Source organism: Brevibacillus sp. NPDC003359 (genome assembly GCF_042878995.1).
Taxonomy (GTDB): Bacteria; Bacillota; Bacilli; order Brevibacillales; family Brevibacillaceae; genus Brevibacillus.
This window is the reverse complement of the sequence record NZ_JBIAOR010000001.1, coordinates 1,449,621-1,465,835: the sequence shown is the minus strand read 5'-3', so window position 1 is coordinate 1,465,835 and position 16,215 is coordinate 1,449,621. Positions and strand designations below refer to the sequence as shown.

Here is a 16,215-nt window from a genome sequence, read left to right as displayed (position 1 = left end):
TTGTAGTTTGGAGGATTAACAGCATGTCACAACCAACAATTACAGTAGTGGGCGCTGGCCTCGCTGGTAGTGAGGCAGCATGGCAAATCGCGCAGGCGGGTGTAAAAGTAAAGCTGTATGAAATGAGACCGAAGACACAAACGCCTGCGCACCATACCGATAAATTTGCAGAGTTGGTATGCAGTAATTCATTGCGTGCTAACACGTTGACGAATGCAGTGGGTGTATTAAAAGAAGAAATGCGTCGACTGAACTCTGTCATTATCGATTCGGCAGATCGCTGCGCGGTTCCAGCTGGAGGCGCGCTTGCTGTAGACAGACACGAGTTCGCGGCTCATGTTACAGATGCCGTTCGTAATCATCCGTTGGTTGAGGTTTTTTCGGAAGAGATTACCGAGATTCCTGATGGGATTGTAGTCATTGCGACGGGTCCACTTACTTCTCCAGCTTTATCTCAACAGTTAAAAGAACTGACTGGTGAAGAATATCTGTACTTCTATGATGCAGCTGCGCCCATTATCGAAAAAGATTCGATTGATATGAACAAGGTATTCGTTGCTTCCAGATATGATAAAGGTGAAGCAGCCTACTTGAATTGCCCGATGACAGAAGAGGAGTTCAATCGCTTCCATGATGCACTGATCTCCGCAGAAACAGTTCCATTGAAGGAATTTGAAAAGGAAATCTTCTTCGAAGGCTGCATGCCGATTGAAGTATTGGCAAAGCGTGGGCACAAAACCATGACATTTGGTCCCATGAAGCCAGTAGGTCTAGTTGATCCGCGGACAGGCAAAAAGTCTTACGCGGTTGTACAGCTTCGTCAGGACAATAGTGCTGCGACATTGTATAACATCGTAGGCTTCCAGACTCATCTGAAATGGCCGGATCAAAAAAGAGTCTTTTCACTGATTCCTGGGTTGGAAAACTGCGAAATCGTTCGTTATGGCGTTATGCACCGCAACACCTTTATCAACTCGCCAAAACTGTTGAAGCCTACGTATCAGTATAAAGATCGGGAAACACTTTTCTTTGCTGGTCAAATGACTGGTGTAGAAGGATATGTAGAGTCAGCTGCATCTGGTTTGCTTGCCGGGATAAATGCAGCACGGCTTGCAAAAGGCGAAGAATTGATCGTGCTTCCACCTGAAACAATTATGGGAAGCATGGCTCGTTATATTACAACGGCAGATCCAAAGCATTTTCAACCAATGAACGCAAACTTCGGATTGGTACCGGAATGGCCAGAAAGAATCCGAGACAAGCGTGTGAAAAACGAAAAGCTCGCTGAGCGGGCGCTAGATACAATTCAGAATTTTACACAAGAACGACACAATTAACATTGATATCCGATTTTCGTCTGTGTTACTATATAGGTGCTTCGAGGAGGGTGCATCCCGAATGGACATTTCGCATCAAAATTCAGCGGATATTGAGATGTTTACCCGCTATTTGCGAGTTGAAAAAAACGCCTCTCCTCATACGGTGAAGCAGTATGTGGCAGATATCAGTGAATTTGTCTCCTTTATGGAACAGCACCAAATCACCGTATTTGCTGCTGTTTCTTATTTGCATGGTCGCTCCTTTCTCGCGCAATTGGCTGGCAGGGGGCTTTCCCGGCGAAGTATTGCCCGCAAGCTTTCGAGTTTGCGTAGCTTGTACCGATTTCTGTTGCGTGAAGGTCAACTGGAACAGAACCCATTTCAACTAGTCTCCACTCCCAAAATGGAAAAAAAACTTCCTTCCTTTTTATATCCGCAAGAAGTTCAAGCTTTTTTCGATCTACCTGATACAACCGCTCCATTGGGAATTCGTGATCGGCTGATTTTTGAACTGTTGTATGCAAGCGGCATGCGTGTTACGGAGCTTACAACTTTATCTGTGAATGATGTAAATCCGAGCATGGGAGTCGCCTTGGTTTATGGAAAAGGAGCGAAAGAACGGTATGTGCCGGTTGGAAGTTATGCCTGCGACGTTCTTCGGCAATACCTAGAGTATGGAAGAGAAAAACTGTTGGCTGGAAAAGTAGAACACGGTAATTTGCTGGTAAACTATCGGGGAGAACCGTTATCCGACCGCAGTGTTCGGCGGATTGTAGACAAATACGTAGATACGTACGCTCTTCAATTGCGGGTTTCACCACATACCTTTCGTCATACGTTTGCGACCCATATGTTGAACGGTGGCGCTGATCTGCGTACCGTGCAAGAATTATTGGGACACGTCAATGTTTCGACGACACAGGTGTACACGCATGTGACCAAAGAGCGACTTCGGCATGTATATGACACCGCTCACCCACGAGCAAACCCGGGCAATACAGGTTCCGCCAATCGGACATAACGGGAGGAATCAGTGATGGAACAGTTTCACGCAACAACCATATTTGCTGTACAGCACAATGGGTCTGTAGCGATGGCCGGAGATGGTCAGGTTACTTTTGGCAACAGCATGGTGATGAAGCACGGTGCCAAAAAAGTAAGACGTCTATATCGCGGCGAAGTTTTAGCAGGATTCGCTGGCTCTGTTGCTGATGCAATTACGCTTTTTGAGAAGTTTGAAGGAAAGCTGGAGGAGTATCACGGCAATCTGCAGCGTGCTGCTGTAGAGCTGGCGAAAGAGTGGCGCATGGATAAAATTTTGCGTCGTTTGGAAGCAATGATGATTGTTGCCAATAAGGAGCATTTGCTGCTTATTTCCGGAAATGGCGAAATCATTGAGCCTGATGATGGGATTCTTGCAATTGGTTCTGGCGGTAGCTTTGCCCTCGCAGCAGGTCGTGCATTGAAGACATATGCGCCTCATCTCGGCGCACGTGAAATTGCGGAAGCATCGCTTCGTACTGCTGCTGAAATTTGCGTGTTCACAAACAACAATCTTGTTGTGGATGAGTTGAATTGAGCGAAAGGGAGGAACCTACTGTGCTGAATCTTGAGCAATTAACCCCGCGTAAGATCGTAGAGCATTTGGATAAATACATTGTCGGGCAGGCACAAGCCAAGAAAGCAATCGCTGTAGCGCTTCGCAACCGCTATCGTCGCAGTCGTTTGCCGGAGCAAATGATTGAAGAGGTTGTTCCAAAAAACATCTTGATGATCGGACCTACTGGTGTTGGAAAAACGGAAATTGCACGTCGGATTGCAAAACTGACAGGTGCTCCTTTTATTAAAGTAGAAGCAACGAAGTTTACGGAAGTCGGTTATGTAGGACGAGATGTGGAATCGATGGTCCGTGATCTGGTGGAAGCTTCTATCCGTACGGTCAAACAGGAAAAAGTAGAGTCGGTGAAAGAGAAAGCCGAGAAGCTTGCGAATGAAGCGATTGTGAACGTACTCGTCCCATCACGCAAGCAGTCGAACTCGTTCAAAAATCCGTTGGAGATGTTCTTCGGTGGACAGCAGCAACAGGAGCAGGATACCACTGATCAAGAAGAAGTGTCGATCCAGCAGCAACGCAGACAAATCATGTGGCAATTGACGAATGGCCAGTTAGAAGAGCAAATGATTGAGATTGAAGTCGAAGATCAATCACCTTCGATGTTTGACATGTTCCAGGTTCCGGGTACAGAACAAATGGGGATGCAAATGCAAGATATGCTCGGTAGCCTGATGCCTAAGCGGATGAAGAAACGAAAATTGCGAATAAAAGATGCGCGAAAGGTATTAATTCAGCAGGAAGCGCAAAAACTGGTGGATATGGACGAAGTTACGCAGGAGTCAATTCGTCGAGCCGAACACCACGGCATTATCTTCATTGACGAAATTGACAAGATTGCGGGTAAGGATGGGCGTGGCCCGGATGTATCCCGTGAAGGGGTCCAGCGTGATATTTTACCGATTGTGGAAGGCTCAACTGTCATGACCAAGTATGGTCCTGTCAAAACAGATTATGTTCTGTTTATCGCAGCTGGTGCTTTTCATATGGCAAAACCATCAGATTTGATTCCTGAATTGCAAGGCCGTTTTCCGATTCGGGTGGAACTGACTAGCTTGCGCGTTGAAGATTTTGTCCGAATTTTGACAGAGCCTAAAAACGCGTTGCTCAAGCAGTACGTGGCCCTCTTGGAAACCGAAGGTGTGCGTATTGAATTTACACCGGAAGCCATTCAGGAGCTCGCTCGTCTCGCTGCTGAGGTCAATCAGAGCACAGATAACATTGGTGCTAGACGATTGCACACCATATTGGAGAAGCTACTGGAGGATCTCTCTTTTGAAGCCCCAGAAATCCACCTAGAAGTTGTACAGATTACCCCCGATTATGTCAAACAGAAATTAGGTACAATCGTGGGGAACAAAGACTTAAGTCAATATATTTTATAAACATTGGATAGGTAGCACATATAATTAGGAGGAAATACAGATGGATCTACTGTCAAAAACAAGAAGAATTAACCGCATGCTGCAAAAATCCGCGGGTCATGCCGTGAATTTCAATGAAATGTCCCAAGTATTGAGTGACGTTATTGAAGCAAATACTTTTGTTGTAAGCCGTAAAGGAAAACTTCTCGGATATGCGATTCATCAAGAGATGGATAACAGCCGTATGCGCAAAATGCTGGAAGAGCGCCGTTTTCCAGAAGAGTACAGCATGGGGTTACTGAAAGTAGATGAAACATCTGCGAACCTGGATGTAGATAGCCCTTACACGATTTTCCCTGTTGAAATGAAAGATGTATTCCGCACAGGTTGGACGACGCTCGTTCCAATTATGGGTGGAGGAGATCGTCTCGGTACGCTGATTTTGGGTCGTATTAACGATCAATTTGTCGATGACGACCTGATTCTTGCGGAAGTAGGGGCAACTGTAGTAGGTATGGAAATCTTGCGCGAGCGTTCTGAAGCGATTGAAGAAGAAGCACGCAGCAAAGCAGTTGTACAAATGGCTATTGGTTCCCTCTCTTATAGTGAGTTGGAAGCAGTTGAGCATATCTTTGAAGAGCTCGAAGGCAAAGAAGGCTTGCTCGTTGCCTCTAAAATCGCGGACCGCGTTGGGATTACTCGCTCCGTAATTGTAAACGCACTGCGTAAGCTGGAGAGTGCGGGTGTTATCGAATCCCGTTCTTTGGGGATGAAAGGTACCTTCATTAAAGTGCTGAATGAAAAGCTGCTGCCTGAACTTGAGAAGCTCAAAAGCTCGTAATATACCTTGCCAAAAGTTACAAGAAAGTAAACAAAAGGTGTAGCAACTCATGTTGCTGCACCTTTTTTCATAGGTCTTTTGTCCTGGTTATAGCGAAAACCGACACATTATTACCATAAATTATATAATGATTTTTAATGCACGACTAGGGGTTTGCGATGGTTTGAATATGGTTTCCTTGTAAAATGCAGTAAAAAAACAGGAAAGATAAGGGATTTAGTCCCATTGAATCATTTTGAAAAACGTCATGAAAAGGGGCTTTTTTGTCCAAATTGATTTTGCTATGATTGAATCGTATTAGAGTGTCGAAAATACAGGAAATATAGGTGGTTTTAGGGAAAACAATTGACTCATATTGGGGGAGAAGGAAAAATGCTGGATAGTTACCATCTGCAGGTCCTGGAGAGATCACTCGACGCTGCAACATTGCGACATAGAACGATCGCAAACAACCTTGCCAACATAGACACCCCTCAATTCAAAAGTCAACAAGTCATCTTCGAGAGCTTTTTGCAAGATGAGTTGAACGCAAGAGCGGGAAATGGCAAGTTAGAAGCGTATCGGACCAATCAAAGACACCTCCCGTTTGGAAATGCAGGAGGCGTTGCAGCACCACAGGTTGTGTCCAATCCGAATTACTTCGTGCAGAACAATGGAAATAACGTGGATTTAGAAACAGAAACATCAGAACTGGCAAAAAACCAAATTTGGTACAGTGGATTAACGCAGTTGACTGCAGGGCATTTTCAAAAATTACGCAGTGTAATTGAAGGTGGAGGTAAATAAGGATGAGCTTGTTTCAGGGAATTAATACAAGTGCTTCTGCCTTGACAGCTAACCGCTTGCGCCTGGATACGATTTCTTCCAACATTGCAAATGCGGAAACGACCCGCGCAAACTTCGTAGATGGCGCTTGGCAGCCTTATCGGAGAAAAATGGTGGAGTTGTCACCACGAACAAACGAAACGTTTGATAACTTCCTGCAAGCAGCCGTGGGAACGGTCTCTGGAAGTCGAGGTGGACAAGGTGTGAGGGTTACAGCGATTCAAGAAGACAATACGCCGTTTAAGCGAGTATTTGATCCATCTCACCCAGATGCAGATCAAGACGGATATCTCTTGATGCCGAATGTCGACCCGATGAAAGAGATGGTGGACATGATCTCCGCATCAAGATCATACGAGGCCAACGTGACAGCATTGAACGCTTCCAAATCGATGATGCTAAAAGCATTGGAAATCAAGTAAAGCGGGTGACAGTAAGGAATGGAAATGAGTGCAATCTCCCAACTAACGCCAATTCGTACACCGATTGTAAACAAGCCAACCCCAGCTGAAGTTTCCCAAGAATTCTCATCGTTTCTATCGGATGCCGTGAATAAAGTGAATCAGGCGCAAGTAGAATCGTCGAATCTTGCCGACAAGTTTGCAGCGGGAGAAATTACCGACTTGCATCAATTGACTGTTGCAGGGCAAAAAGCTTCCGTGATGCTACAAATGACTATGCAGGTCAGGAACAAGATGATTGAGTCTTATCAAGAAGTCATGCGCATGTCGATTTGATCGTTGTTTGTATCCTTTGAGAGGTGAAACATGAACGAACGTTTAGCAGTATACAAAGACCAGCTTACGTCAAAATGGAACCAATTTTCCAAGAAACAAAAATGGATGATTATCGGTACTACACTCTTCCTCTTGATTTCTCTTGGTCTATACATATACATCGCTTCTCAGCCGGTGTACAAGCCACTCTACAACCAAAAATTGAGTGAACAAGAAATCGGGACTATCAAGCAAGAGCTGGAAGCTTCACAAATTCCTTATCGCATCACAGGGAATGGTACAGGCATCGAGGTTCCAGAAAAAATGGCACAAGATGTCATTGTCGATTTGGCTGCACAAGGTATTCCGAGTCAAGCAGGAATTAATGCAGAAATTTTCTCCAGTACGCTCGGAGTTACAGATCGCCAGTTTGATGTCATGAAGAAAGAGGCCTTGCAGCAAGAACTTCGCAAGATGCTGGAACGTGTAAAAGGTGTACGTTCTGCACAAGTGATGATTACATTGCCGCAGGAAAGCGTTTGGGTGACGGAGACTCCAGATACAGCGACTGCTTCTGTTATCGTCGATGTGGAACCAGGAACGACTCTCGACCAAAAGCAAATTAACTCGCTTTATCTACTCGTTTCCCGAAGCGTTCCGAAATTGCCGATGGACGCGATTGCGATTACTGACCAGTATTCCAATCCGCTTGAACGTTCTGAAGGCAACGAAAACGAAGGAACATTGAGCAGTTTCAAGCAACAGGAAACAATCAAAGCAGATGTTGAAAAGAAAATTCAACAAAACTTGTACAACCTGTTGGGAACAATCATGGGCCGCGATAAAGTCATCGTCCATACGTTCATTAAAATGAACTTTGACAAAGAAAACCGCGTAGAAAATATCGTCGAGGCACCTGACAAAGAGAACAACGAAGGTCTTATCATTTCTTCTCAAAAATTATCAAAAGCCTTCTCTGGACAAGGTCAACCTCCAGGAGGAATCGCAGGAACAAATAACAATGCAGTTCCGAACTACCCGGGAGCTACCCCGCAAGGAAGTAACAGTCAATACGAAGAGTTGAACGATACGATTAACCGTGAAGTAAATCGCATCACACGAAATGTTACATCGAGCCCATACAAGATCGAAGACATCACAATCAACGTTGGGGTAGAACCGCCAGATGGTGGAACGATGGATGCGGCTACGCTCGAGAGCATCAAGCAAGTGTTGCGTAATGTTGTTCGTGTCACATTAAGTGATCAGGCATCTGATTTAACTGATGTTGAGTTGGACAAGCATATTTCTGTACTCCCTCGTCAGTTCTCAGGAAAAGCTGAGATTGAGGATTCCAGTGCACTAAGTCCTGCTGTTCTATGGACAGTTGGTGGTATTGCAGTCTTGGCACTTGCTGCTGTTGCCTTCCTTGTTTATCGCAGACGCAGAGAAGCGAAGCAACAACAAGAAGAAGAGGAATTGCCAGACTTACTGACACCGTTGAACGCGGCCGAAATACCAGACTTGATTTACCAAGAAGATGGAGACCAGGTAGTGGTCAGAAAGCAACTTGAAAAATTGGCGCGAAGCAAACCAGATGAGTTTGTTGTTCTGCTTCGTACTTGGTTAGCAGAAGATTAAGGAGTGAATGGTATGGCTCGCGGCGCTAAAGAGTTGTCAGGACGACAAAAGGCAGCTATCCTCCTCATCTCACTCGGGCCGGAAGTTTCTGCCCAGGTCTTCAAGCATTTGCGTGAGGATGAGATCGAGCAACTGACATTAGAAATCGCCAATGTGCGAAAAGTGGATACGGATGAAAAAGATAAAATTTTATCTGAATTTCACCAGATAGCAGTTGCCAAAGAGGTAATTGCACAAGGCGGGATTACGTACGCCAAAGAAATTTTGCAAAAAGCTTTGGGTGAGACCAAAGCGATGGACATTATCAATCGCTTGACGGCAAACCTTCAAGTTCGACCGTTTGACTTTGCTAGAAAGGCTGACCCAGGTCAAATCCTTAACTTTATCCAAAATGAGCATCCACAGACGATTGCCTTGGTGCTTTCTTATCTGGAGGCTCAACAAGCAGCCATGATCTTGTCCGCTCTTCCGCAAGAACGTCAAGCAGAGGTTGCGAAGCGTATTGCGACAATGGACAGTACATCACCAGAAGTAATCACTCAAGTTGAACAGGTATTGGAGCAAAAGCTCTCTGCCACTGTTACCCAAGATTACACTCAGGCAGGCGGGATCGAAGCGATCGTGGCTGTACTCAACGGTGTCGATCGTGGAACCGAACGCACGATTCTGGATTCCCTCGAAATTCAAGATCCAGAGCTGGCAGAAGAAATCAAGAAGCGTATGTTCGTCTTCGAAGATATTGCTACACTCGACAATCGTTCGATTCAGCGCGTTATCCGCGATGTGGAAAATGCCGATCTGCAACTTTCTCTCAAAGTATCCAGCGAAGAGGTTCGGGAAGTTATTTTCCGGAACATGTCCAAACGGATGGCGGATACCTTCAAAGAAGAAATGGAGTTTATGGGCCCAGTTCGCCTTCGCGACGTCGAAGAGGCACAATCTCGTATCGTTGCAATTATCCGTCGCTTAGAGGAGGCTGGTGAGATCATCATCGCCCGCGGTGGAGGAGATGATATCATTGTCTAGGATCATCAAAAGCGCCAATTATCGGCCTTCTGAGGAATCTTTTCTCCTCTCGGTAACGCCTGTACCACTTAAGACGGAAGAAGTTGCCGAAAGGTTGCAAGAAAATCAAGAAATTTTAAATCAAGCTGAGATAGAAGCGAAAACGATCATCTCAGATGCAGAAGAAACCGCGCAAAACATCCTGCAGCAAGCTGCGGATCAAGCAGAACAATTGAGACAAGAGACGCTTGCTCAGATGGAAGAATGGTGGGAACAAAAGCGTCAGGAAGCTGCGCAACTGTTTCAACAAGTACAAGACGAAGCTATGAATGAAGGACACGAGGCAGGTTTCGAAGCGGGAAAACGTGAGGCGTACGAGGAGCAAACAGATGCTCTCAGCCAAGCAAAATCCATTTTGGAAACTGCGTTTGCCGAGAAAAAACAGATCATAGCTGAAGCGGAGCCTTTTCTAGTGGAACTCAGCATGGAGATCGCTAAAAAAATCATTGGACAGGATTTGCAACAGCATCCCGAGCAGGTCCTGGAAATGACCAAAAAAGCACTCCGCCGCTCACGTGTTCACGGTGAGATTACGGTGTGCGTCAACCATAAGTACTTCGATTATGTGCTCGAACATCGTGCTGGTTTTCTGGAATTGTTAGATGGACAAGCAGAACTCTCCATTTACCCCGACTATACGGTACAAGACGGTGGATGTGTCATCCGTACTGCTTTAGGTAGTGTCGATGCCCGCATTGATACACAAATGGAGGAGATTAAACAAGCGCTGCTTACGATTGCCAGAGGAAGTGAGGCTCCATGAGCATCTTAGATCTCTCGAAGTACAAGCACATGCTACATGGATTAGATCCGATGCGCGTGAATGGCAAAGTGACGCAAGTTGTTGGACTCACTATCGAATCACAAGGGCCAGAAGTGAAGTTAGGCGAGATATGCCATCTATATCCGACTAACACAAAGGAACCAATCATAGCCGAAGTCGTTGGCTTTCGTGAAAACAAAGTGCTTTTAATGCCATTAGGCGAATTGACTGAAATTGGTCCAGGTTGCGATGTGGTCGCGACAGGACGTTCGTTAGATGTAAAAGTTGGACCTGAAATACTGGGTTCGATCCTCGATGGATTGGGCCGACCCTATCAAGGCTCTCTGCCATTTGGGCTAACGTCTTATCCTACGAACAATATGCCGCCAAATCCGATCCTTCGACCGCGTATTCAAGAACCATTAAGTGTAGGTGTGAGAGCGATAGATGGTCTGCTTACCATCGGGAAAGGTCAACGGGTCGGCATCTTCGCTGGATCAGGGGTAGGAAAAAGTACATTGATGGGAATGATCGCCCGAAATACTACGGCAGATATCAATGTCATTGGTCTTATTGGAGAACGCGGCCGTGAAGTCATGGAGTTTATCGAGCGCGATCTTGGGGAAGAAGGACTAAAGCGGTCTGTTGTTGTCGTAGCTACTTCCGATCAACCTGCCATGATTCGAATCAAGGGAGCGATGATTGCGACATCCATCGCGGAATATTTCCGAGATCGTGGAATGAATGTCATGCTTATGATGGATTCCGTCACGCGCTTTGCCATGGCACAACGTGAAGTGGGATTGGCAATCGGAGAACCGCCGGCTACGCGTGGTTATACGCCATCGGTGTTTGCGATGTTGCCAAAGTTGATGGAGCGCGCAGGAACAGCGGATAAGGGAAGTATTACCGCCTTTTATACCGTATTGGTTGATTCTGACGATATGAACGATCCGATTGCGGATGCGGTGCGGGGGATTTTGGACGGTCACATCGTTCTTGACCGAAAAATCGCTCACAAAGGTCACTTCCCTGCCATTGATGTCATGGCGAGTGTAAGTCGTGTTATGAATGAAATCGTCGATAGTAACCATTTGGATGCTGCTCGTCAGCTGAAAAAGCATTTGGCTACGTTTCGTGAAGCGGAGGACCTCATAAATATTGGGGCGTATAAGCCGGGAAGCAACCGGGAAATCGATGCGGCCATTCGCTATCGTGATATCATCTCGGGTTTTACGGCACAAGGAACGCATGAGCCATCTACTTTGCAGGGCGCTATCCAAGCGTTGACAGCTCATTTCGGAGGAGTGAACTAACGTGCGAGTGTTTCAGTTTCATCTCCAAAAGGTTCTTGATTTAAAGGAAAAAGAAAAAGAACAAGCAGAGTGGGCTTTCGGAAAGTCGATCCAGCGTAAAAACGAAGAAGAGTGGAAGCTTTCTCAACTAACCGTGCATCATGACGAGATGACGATAAAGCTCCAGGAAGTACAGATGCAGACATGCAGTGCTGCGCAGCTCATTTCCATTACGCAATATCAGCAATCTGTTGCGAGATCCATTCACAATCAGCAACATACCTTGCACGGTTGTGAACAGGATGTGGAACGCTGTCAGTCACGATTGACGGAACGTATGAAAGAGTCCCAACTATGGCAACGCCTTCGGGAAAAGTCGCTCCACCAATTTCTGGACGACCAGAAGCAAAGAGAGCAAAAAGAGTTGGATGAGATCGGTACGCAGCTCTATCTTCGCCGAAGCTACTGAGGGAGGTTCCAAATGGAAGAAATCCAAGAAGAACGGGAATACGGCAGGTGGGAATGGTTTTTTTATATGATTGTCATTCCTGCACTGTTTGCCAGCCTCCTTGGCGGTGTACTCCTGAGCTTGCTCGGAGTAAACGTGTTAGGGACTGTTCTCAACTGGGCTAACTCCATACCGTACGTGGAAAAATTAGTCCCGGACGAATATGCGGCAACTCCCGATTCGGAAGAACAACCTGATATGAACAAACAAGTGGCAACCCTACAGCAAAATCAATCAAAAAACCAGCAGCAGATTACGACGCTAACAGAAGAGTCAGCAAAGAAAGACGCCACCATTACGGCGCTGGAAAAGCAGCTGGATGATGTAAACAAGGCAATGGAAGATAAGCGTACGACTGAGGAAGAGCGTCAAAAGCAATTTACAGACTTGGCAAAAGTGTATACAACCATGTCTCCAAAGAATGCGGCAGCCATTATTGAAAATCTAAAGCTGCAAGAGTCAGTTGCCGTCATGACAAAAATGAAGCCTGCACAACAGGCAGACATTTTGGCCAAGATGGAACCGAAGAAAGCTGCCGATATTTCGATCTTATTAAAAGATTCAGTAGTGAACAAAGATGATGACATCGCGGCTCTGCAACAACGAGTTGATGTTCTGACAAAAGCGTTAAGCGATACGCGTGATGGTTCTGAATCTGCAGAGGAACTGAAAAAGACTTTCGCACAATTGCCACCAGCGGATGCTGCTGCTATCATTCGTTCACTTATGCAGACAAACCAGGGTCAAGCCATCGCTTTAATGAAAAATTTGCCTGTGGATAAACGGGCACAAACTCTCTCTGCGATCGCCAATGAAGACAAGAAAGAAGATGGCAATCTGGCGGCTCGCATCACGACAGAGTTGCTTCGAAAATAGATTGAGCAATCATCTGTTTTCGTTCCTATAAGCAACAAATTAAAAAGAGGAGGTGAACGAGATGAATGTGGCCAATTTGACTCCTGCCGTAGGTTCAGCAGGATCTGTAACAGCTACACCTGTAGCAAATGCGGGAGGAACTGGTTTAGGTCAAATGTTTTCCATGCAATTGATGCAGGTGCTGGATCAGGTGGGGAACCCAGAAGATACAATGGTGGCGCCAGAGGGTTTAAGTGAAGAGGAAATGCTAGCGTTAGCTGAGCTCATGGCATTATTTGCTCAACTGCTTGGCTCCGGTCAAGCTACGCAAGACGAATTACCGCCTGACGCCCAAGAAAAATTTGCAACTGCAATTGAACAACTCTTGGGTAAAGCGCAAGGAAATGCTAGTCAAGTGAGTGAGGATTTAAAGCAGATTTTAGCTAACCTGAAAAAAGGGGAAGCAACTCCAAATGAATTGGACAAGCTGGCAGCTCTTCTCGAATCCCTGAAGAATCAAAAAGGAAATGCTGAGGAGTCAAAACGAAGTGGACTGAACTTGCGATCTGATGTGACGGCAAACATGAACACAACCCAGCAGGACACATTTAAGACGATTTCTCCACTGCGTTTGAACCAAGGTCTCTCGGCTTACAAGCTGGAGGCAGGGATTCAGTCTCAGACTGTACAGCCTACCCTGCAAGGCGGCCTTTTGAATCAAGAAGGCAATGCACAAGAGGGTATGTTGAATGGAAATGGTCAGACACCGATCATTGCTTCATCTAATACGCAGACACAATCTGTGCAGACCTTTTCGCAGCAGGCGGTTCCAACGCATCATGTGAACGCCAATCAACTGACACAGCAAGTCACACAGCTTTTCGTGTCCAAAATGCAGTTGACGCAAAACAATGGTGTACATGAGGCAAGGCTGATTTTGAATCCACAAGCTTTGGGTCAAGTAGATGTAACGATTACTTCCCAAAATGGAGTGATTACAGCACAGTTCCATGCCGAAACACAGGCTGGAAAGGAAATGCTGGACAATCAGCTTCCGCAGCTTCGAGCTGCTTTGACTCAACAAGGCTTGCAGGTTGATCGCTTGGAGGTAAACCAGCAGCAGGATACAGCTTTTAACTTCCAACAGCAGCGTGAACAAGCAAGACAGCAACAAGAGAATCGACAACAGCAAGATAAAGACGAGCAAGAATTTGCTCTCGATGCCCTGGTAGACAGCAATGAATCATCAGAAGTGCTATGGAATCGATTGCGGGAAACGGCTCGCGGCATTGACGACATCGTCTAGGATTGGATAAAGGAGGAAGCGCCATGAACCATTTTCGAGTCGGGCAACCCTACTTTCCTCCGAAAACGAATCACGTCGCAAAAGCTACTACCCAAACTGCGCCGGGAAACAACAAGTTATTTCAGCAGTATTTAACGGAATCGATTGGCGCTGTAACCAAGGCGGAGCCACTTAGCTTTAGCCAGCACGCCGTCAATCGCTTGCAGGAGCGGGGCATTACGCTAGAAAGACAGCAGATGGAGCGTTTGGAATCCGCTGTACAAAAAGCAGCCGCCAAAGGCGCCAGAGAGTCTCTCATTATGATGGATAATGTGGCCTACGTCGTGAGCATCGTAAATCGGAAAATTATTACCGCCGTAGACGATGGCAGCATGAAGGACAACGTATTTACTAACATTGACAGTGCCATTTTCGTGTAGGTGGCTGTTTACTGGGCTGGACCTCCTTTTGAGGAAGCCCATTCGGCTACCGACTGACTGAGGTAGCCGTTGTAAATGAGAAGGTAAAGGAGGAAGTTAGTATGCTTCGATCTATGTATTCAGGTATTTCAGGCTTGCGTGGGTTTCAAACAAAGTTGGATGTTATTGGTAATAATATCGCAAACGTAAACACCGTTGGTTTCAAAAAGGGTCGCGTCATGTTTCAAGATATTTTGAGCCAGAACGTTCAAGGGGCTGGGGCTCCTACAGCTGGTGGAAAGGGCGGGACTAACCCGACTCAGATCGGTCTTGGCGCTTCCATTGCTTCTATTGATACTGTTTTCTCAGCAGGTAGTCCAATGACAACCAACCTTCCGACAGATCTATCTATTGAGGGCGATGGATTCTTTATGGTAAGCCCGGATGAAGGAGCCACGATCTATTATACGCGTGCAGGCAACTTTACACGTGATGCTGAGGGTTACCTGGTAAATTCCCAAGGTATGAAGCTGATGAACTCTGATCCAGGTGTCATTCAGATCAACCAAAATGATGGAATTGTTTCTTACTCCATCGGAAAAGACGGAGTCATCACAACGGTGGATGAGACAGGTGCCTTAGACTCTGCGAATACCATTGGGGTAATGACCTTCAATAACCCAGGTGGTTTGAAGAAGATTGGGAACAATCTTTACGAAAACACAGTAAACGCTGGAGCGAATGATGATGACCCGTTGACACCAGTGACGCCAGCAGATGCAAAAGTAAGCATCATCGCAGGACAACTGGAAATGTCCAACGTTGACCTTTCTGAAGAATTTACAGAAATGATCGTGGCGCAACGCGGTTTCCAAGCAAACTCTCGGATCATCACGACATCAGACACAGTACTAGAAGAACTGGTGAACCTGAAACGATAATTTCGTTTAACGGAAATGGCCGGGGAAGTGTTCTAAGCCTTCCCCAGCTTGATCCGGAAAGGAGCAGCCAATGATTAAGTTAACTCGATTTAACGGCTCGACTTTTTATCTGAACATCACTCACATTGAAACTGTTGAAGCAACTCCGGATAGCGTGATTACGCTGTTCAACGACAGAAAGTACATCGTGAAGGATTCGGTGGAATCCATCGCTGAACGTGTTCAGGCTTTTTATCATAATGTTCCTCCGGCAACGTCTATACCGAGAATGCCGGGTGATTCAAATGAATAGCGGGAGGCATTAGCGATGTTTCAAAATCGATTGTTTAACATGGCTCTAATCATTATTATCGCGATATCGCTACTGGGAGTGATCACGTTTGTTCTCTGGCAAACGTATCTCTCTCCGGCTGCTCAAACAGCCACAACGGAAGAGCAAGAAGTGAAGCAGCTAACGGCTGAGAAAATGAAAGAGTTCTCCGTTGACACTGGCGAAATTACTACGAACTTGCTAACGAATAATTACATGATTGTCCGCTTTAGCATTACGGCCGACAGTGCTGATGCTAAAACTGAGTTGGAGCAGCGTTTGCCGCAAGTCAATCAGGTGATTATTAAAACATTGGCGGGGTTGACACCAGAAGACATTAAAGGAACTGAAGGTGTGAACAAGCTGGAAGCAAAAATCATGAATGAAATCAGCTCCCTGATGCAAGAAGGTAAGATTGTTCAAGTAGTGACAACCAAACGCGTCTTGTCATAGGAA

General features: G+C 46.0%; 19 protein-coding genes. All 19 read left to right on the top strand.

The window, feature by feature from the left end; all coding sequences use genetic code 11:
- Window positions 1-23: 23 nt before the first annotated feature.
- Window positions 24-1,337, top strand: coding sequence for an FADH(2)-oxidizing methylenetetrahydrofolate--tRNA-(uracil(54)-C(5))-methyltransferase TrmFO (gene trmFO, locus ACFYU8_RS06615; RefSeq protein WP_390294680.1), 1,314 nt, complete (start codon window positions 24-26; stop codon window positions 1,335-1,337).
- A gap of 61 nt (window positions 1,338-1,398) precedes the next feature.
- Window positions 1,399-2,340, top strand: coding sequence for a tyrosine recombinase XerC (xerC, locus tag ACFYU8_RS06610; protein WP_390294682.1), 942 nt, complete (start codon window positions 1,399-1,401; stop codon window positions 2,338-2,340).
- A 15-nt stretch (window positions 2,341-2,355) separates the two neighbouring features.
- Window positions 2,356-2,898, top strand: coding sequence for an ATP-dependent protease subunit HslV (gene hslV, locus ACFYU8_RS06605; protein WP_015891764.1), 543 nt, complete (start codon window positions 2,356-2,358; stop codon window positions 2,896-2,898).
- A gap of 20 nt (window positions 2,899-2,918) precedes the next feature.
- Complete coding sequence (hslU, locus tag ACFYU8_RS06600; RefSeq protein ID WP_390294685.1) at window positions 2,919-4,316, top strand: ATP-dependent protease ATPase subunit HslU; 1,398 nt, start codon at window positions 2,919-2,921, stop codon at window positions 4,314-4,316.
- A 40-nt stretch (window positions 4,317-4,356) separates the two neighbouring features.
- Window positions 4,357-5,136, top strand: coding sequence for a GTP-sensing pleiotropic transcriptional regulator CodY (codY, locus tag ACFYU8_RS06595; protein ID WP_390294687.1), 780 nt, complete (start codon window positions 4,357-4,359; stop codon window positions 5,134-5,136).
- Between the two features lie 372 nt (window positions 5,137-5,508).
- Window positions 5,509-5,922: a flagellar basal body rod protein FlgB gene (flgB, locus tag ACFYU8_RS06590; protein ID WP_390294689.1), complete on the top strand. Its 414-nt coding sequence runs from the start codon at window positions 5,509-5,511 to the stop codon at window positions 5,920-5,922.
- A 2-nt stretch (window positions 5,923-5,924) separates the two neighbouring features.
- Complete coding sequence (flgC, locus tag ACFYU8_RS06585) at window positions 5,925-6,383, top strand: flagellar basal body rod protein FlgC (protein ID WP_390294691.1); 459 nt, start codon at window positions 5,925-5,927, stop codon at window positions 6,381-6,383.
- An 18-nt stretch (window positions 6,384-6,401) separates the two neighbouring features.
- Complete coding sequence (gene fliE, locus ACFYU8_RS06580) at window positions 6,402-6,698, top strand: flagellar hook-basal body complex protein FliE (RefSeq protein ID WP_390294694.1); 297 nt, start codon at window positions 6,402-6,404, stop codon at window positions 6,696-6,698.
- Between the two features lie 30 nt (window positions 6,699-6,728).
- The gene (gene fliF / locus ACFYU8_RS06575) at window positions 6,729-8,318 is read left to right on the top strand and encodes a flagellar basal-body MS-ring/collar protein FliF (protein ID WP_390294696.1); all 1,590 of its coding nucleotides are present in this window, start codon (window positions 6,729-6,731) and stop codon (window positions 8,316-8,318) included.
- A 12-nt stretch (window positions 8,319-8,330) separates the two neighbouring features.
- Window positions 8,331-9,344 (top strand): flagellar motor switch protein FliG, encoded by a 1,014-nt coding sequence (gene fliG, locus ACFYU8_RS06570; protein WP_390294698.1) that lies wholly within the window; start codon window positions 8,331-8,333, stop codon window positions 9,342-9,344.
- Window positions 9,328-10,146 carry a flagellar assembly protein FliH gene (gene fliH / locus ACFYU8_RS06565; protein WP_390294701.1) on the top strand — a complete coding sequence of 273 codons (819 nt, stop codon included), beginning with the start codon at window positions 9,328-9,330 and terminating at the stop codon, window positions 10,144-10,146. The genes fliG and fliH overlap by 17 nt, the downstream gene beginning before the upstream one ends.
- Entirely contained in the window at window positions 10,143-11,462 is a 1,320-nt protein-coding gene (gene fliI, locus ACFYU8_RS06560; protein ID WP_390294703.1) for a flagellar protein export ATPase FliI, read from the top strand. The genes fliH and fliI overlap by 4 nt, the downstream gene beginning before the upstream one ends.
- A 1-nt stretch (window position 11,463) precedes the next feature.
- Entirely contained in the window at window positions 11,464-11,910 is a 447-nt protein-coding gene (fliJ, locus tag ACFYU8_RS06555) for a flagellar export protein FliJ (protein ID WP_390294705.1), read from the top strand.
- A gap of 12 nt (window positions 11,911-11,922) precedes the next feature.
- On the top strand, window positions 11,923-12,825 hold the full coding sequence (locus ACFYU8_RS06550) for a MotE family protein (RefSeq protein ID WP_390294708.1): 903 nt from the start codon (window positions 11,923-11,925) through the stop codon (window positions 12,823-12,825).
- A gap of 61 nt (window positions 12,826-12,886) precedes the next feature.
- Window positions 12,887-14,110 (top strand): flagellar hook-length control protein FliK, encoded by a 1,224-nt coding sequence (locus ACFYU8_RS06545; protein WP_390294710.1) that lies wholly within the window; start codon window positions 12,887-12,889, stop codon window positions 14,108-14,110.
- 23 nt (window positions 14,111-14,133) lie between these two features.
- Entirely contained in the window at window positions 14,134-14,529 is a 396-nt protein-coding gene (locus tag ACFYU8_RS06540; protein WP_390294712.1) for a TIGR02530 family flagellar biosynthesis protein, read from the top strand.
- A 101-nt stretch (window positions 14,530-14,630) separates the two neighbouring features.
- Window positions 14,631-15,449, top strand: coding sequence for a flagellar basal body rod protein FlgG (gene flgG, locus ACFYU8_RS06535; protein ID WP_106840289.1), 819 nt, complete (start codon window positions 14,631-14,633; stop codon window positions 15,447-15,449).
- 70 nt (window positions 15,450-15,519) lie between these two features.
- Window positions 15,520-15,741 carry a flagellar FlbD family protein gene (locus ACFYU8_RS06530; RefSeq protein ID WP_106840290.1) on the top strand — a complete coding sequence of 74 codons (222 nt, stop codon included), beginning with the start codon at window positions 15,520-15,522 and terminating at the stop codon, window positions 15,739-15,741.
- A 15-nt stretch (window positions 15,742-15,756) separates the two neighbouring features.
- The gene (locus tag ACFYU8_RS06525) at window positions 15,757-16,212 is read left to right on the top strand and encodes a flagellar basal body-associated FliL family protein (protein ID WP_390294715.1); all 456 of its coding nucleotides are present in this window, start codon (window positions 15,757-15,759) and stop codon (window positions 16,210-16,212) included.
- Window positions 16,213-16,215 lie beyond the last annotated feature (3 nt).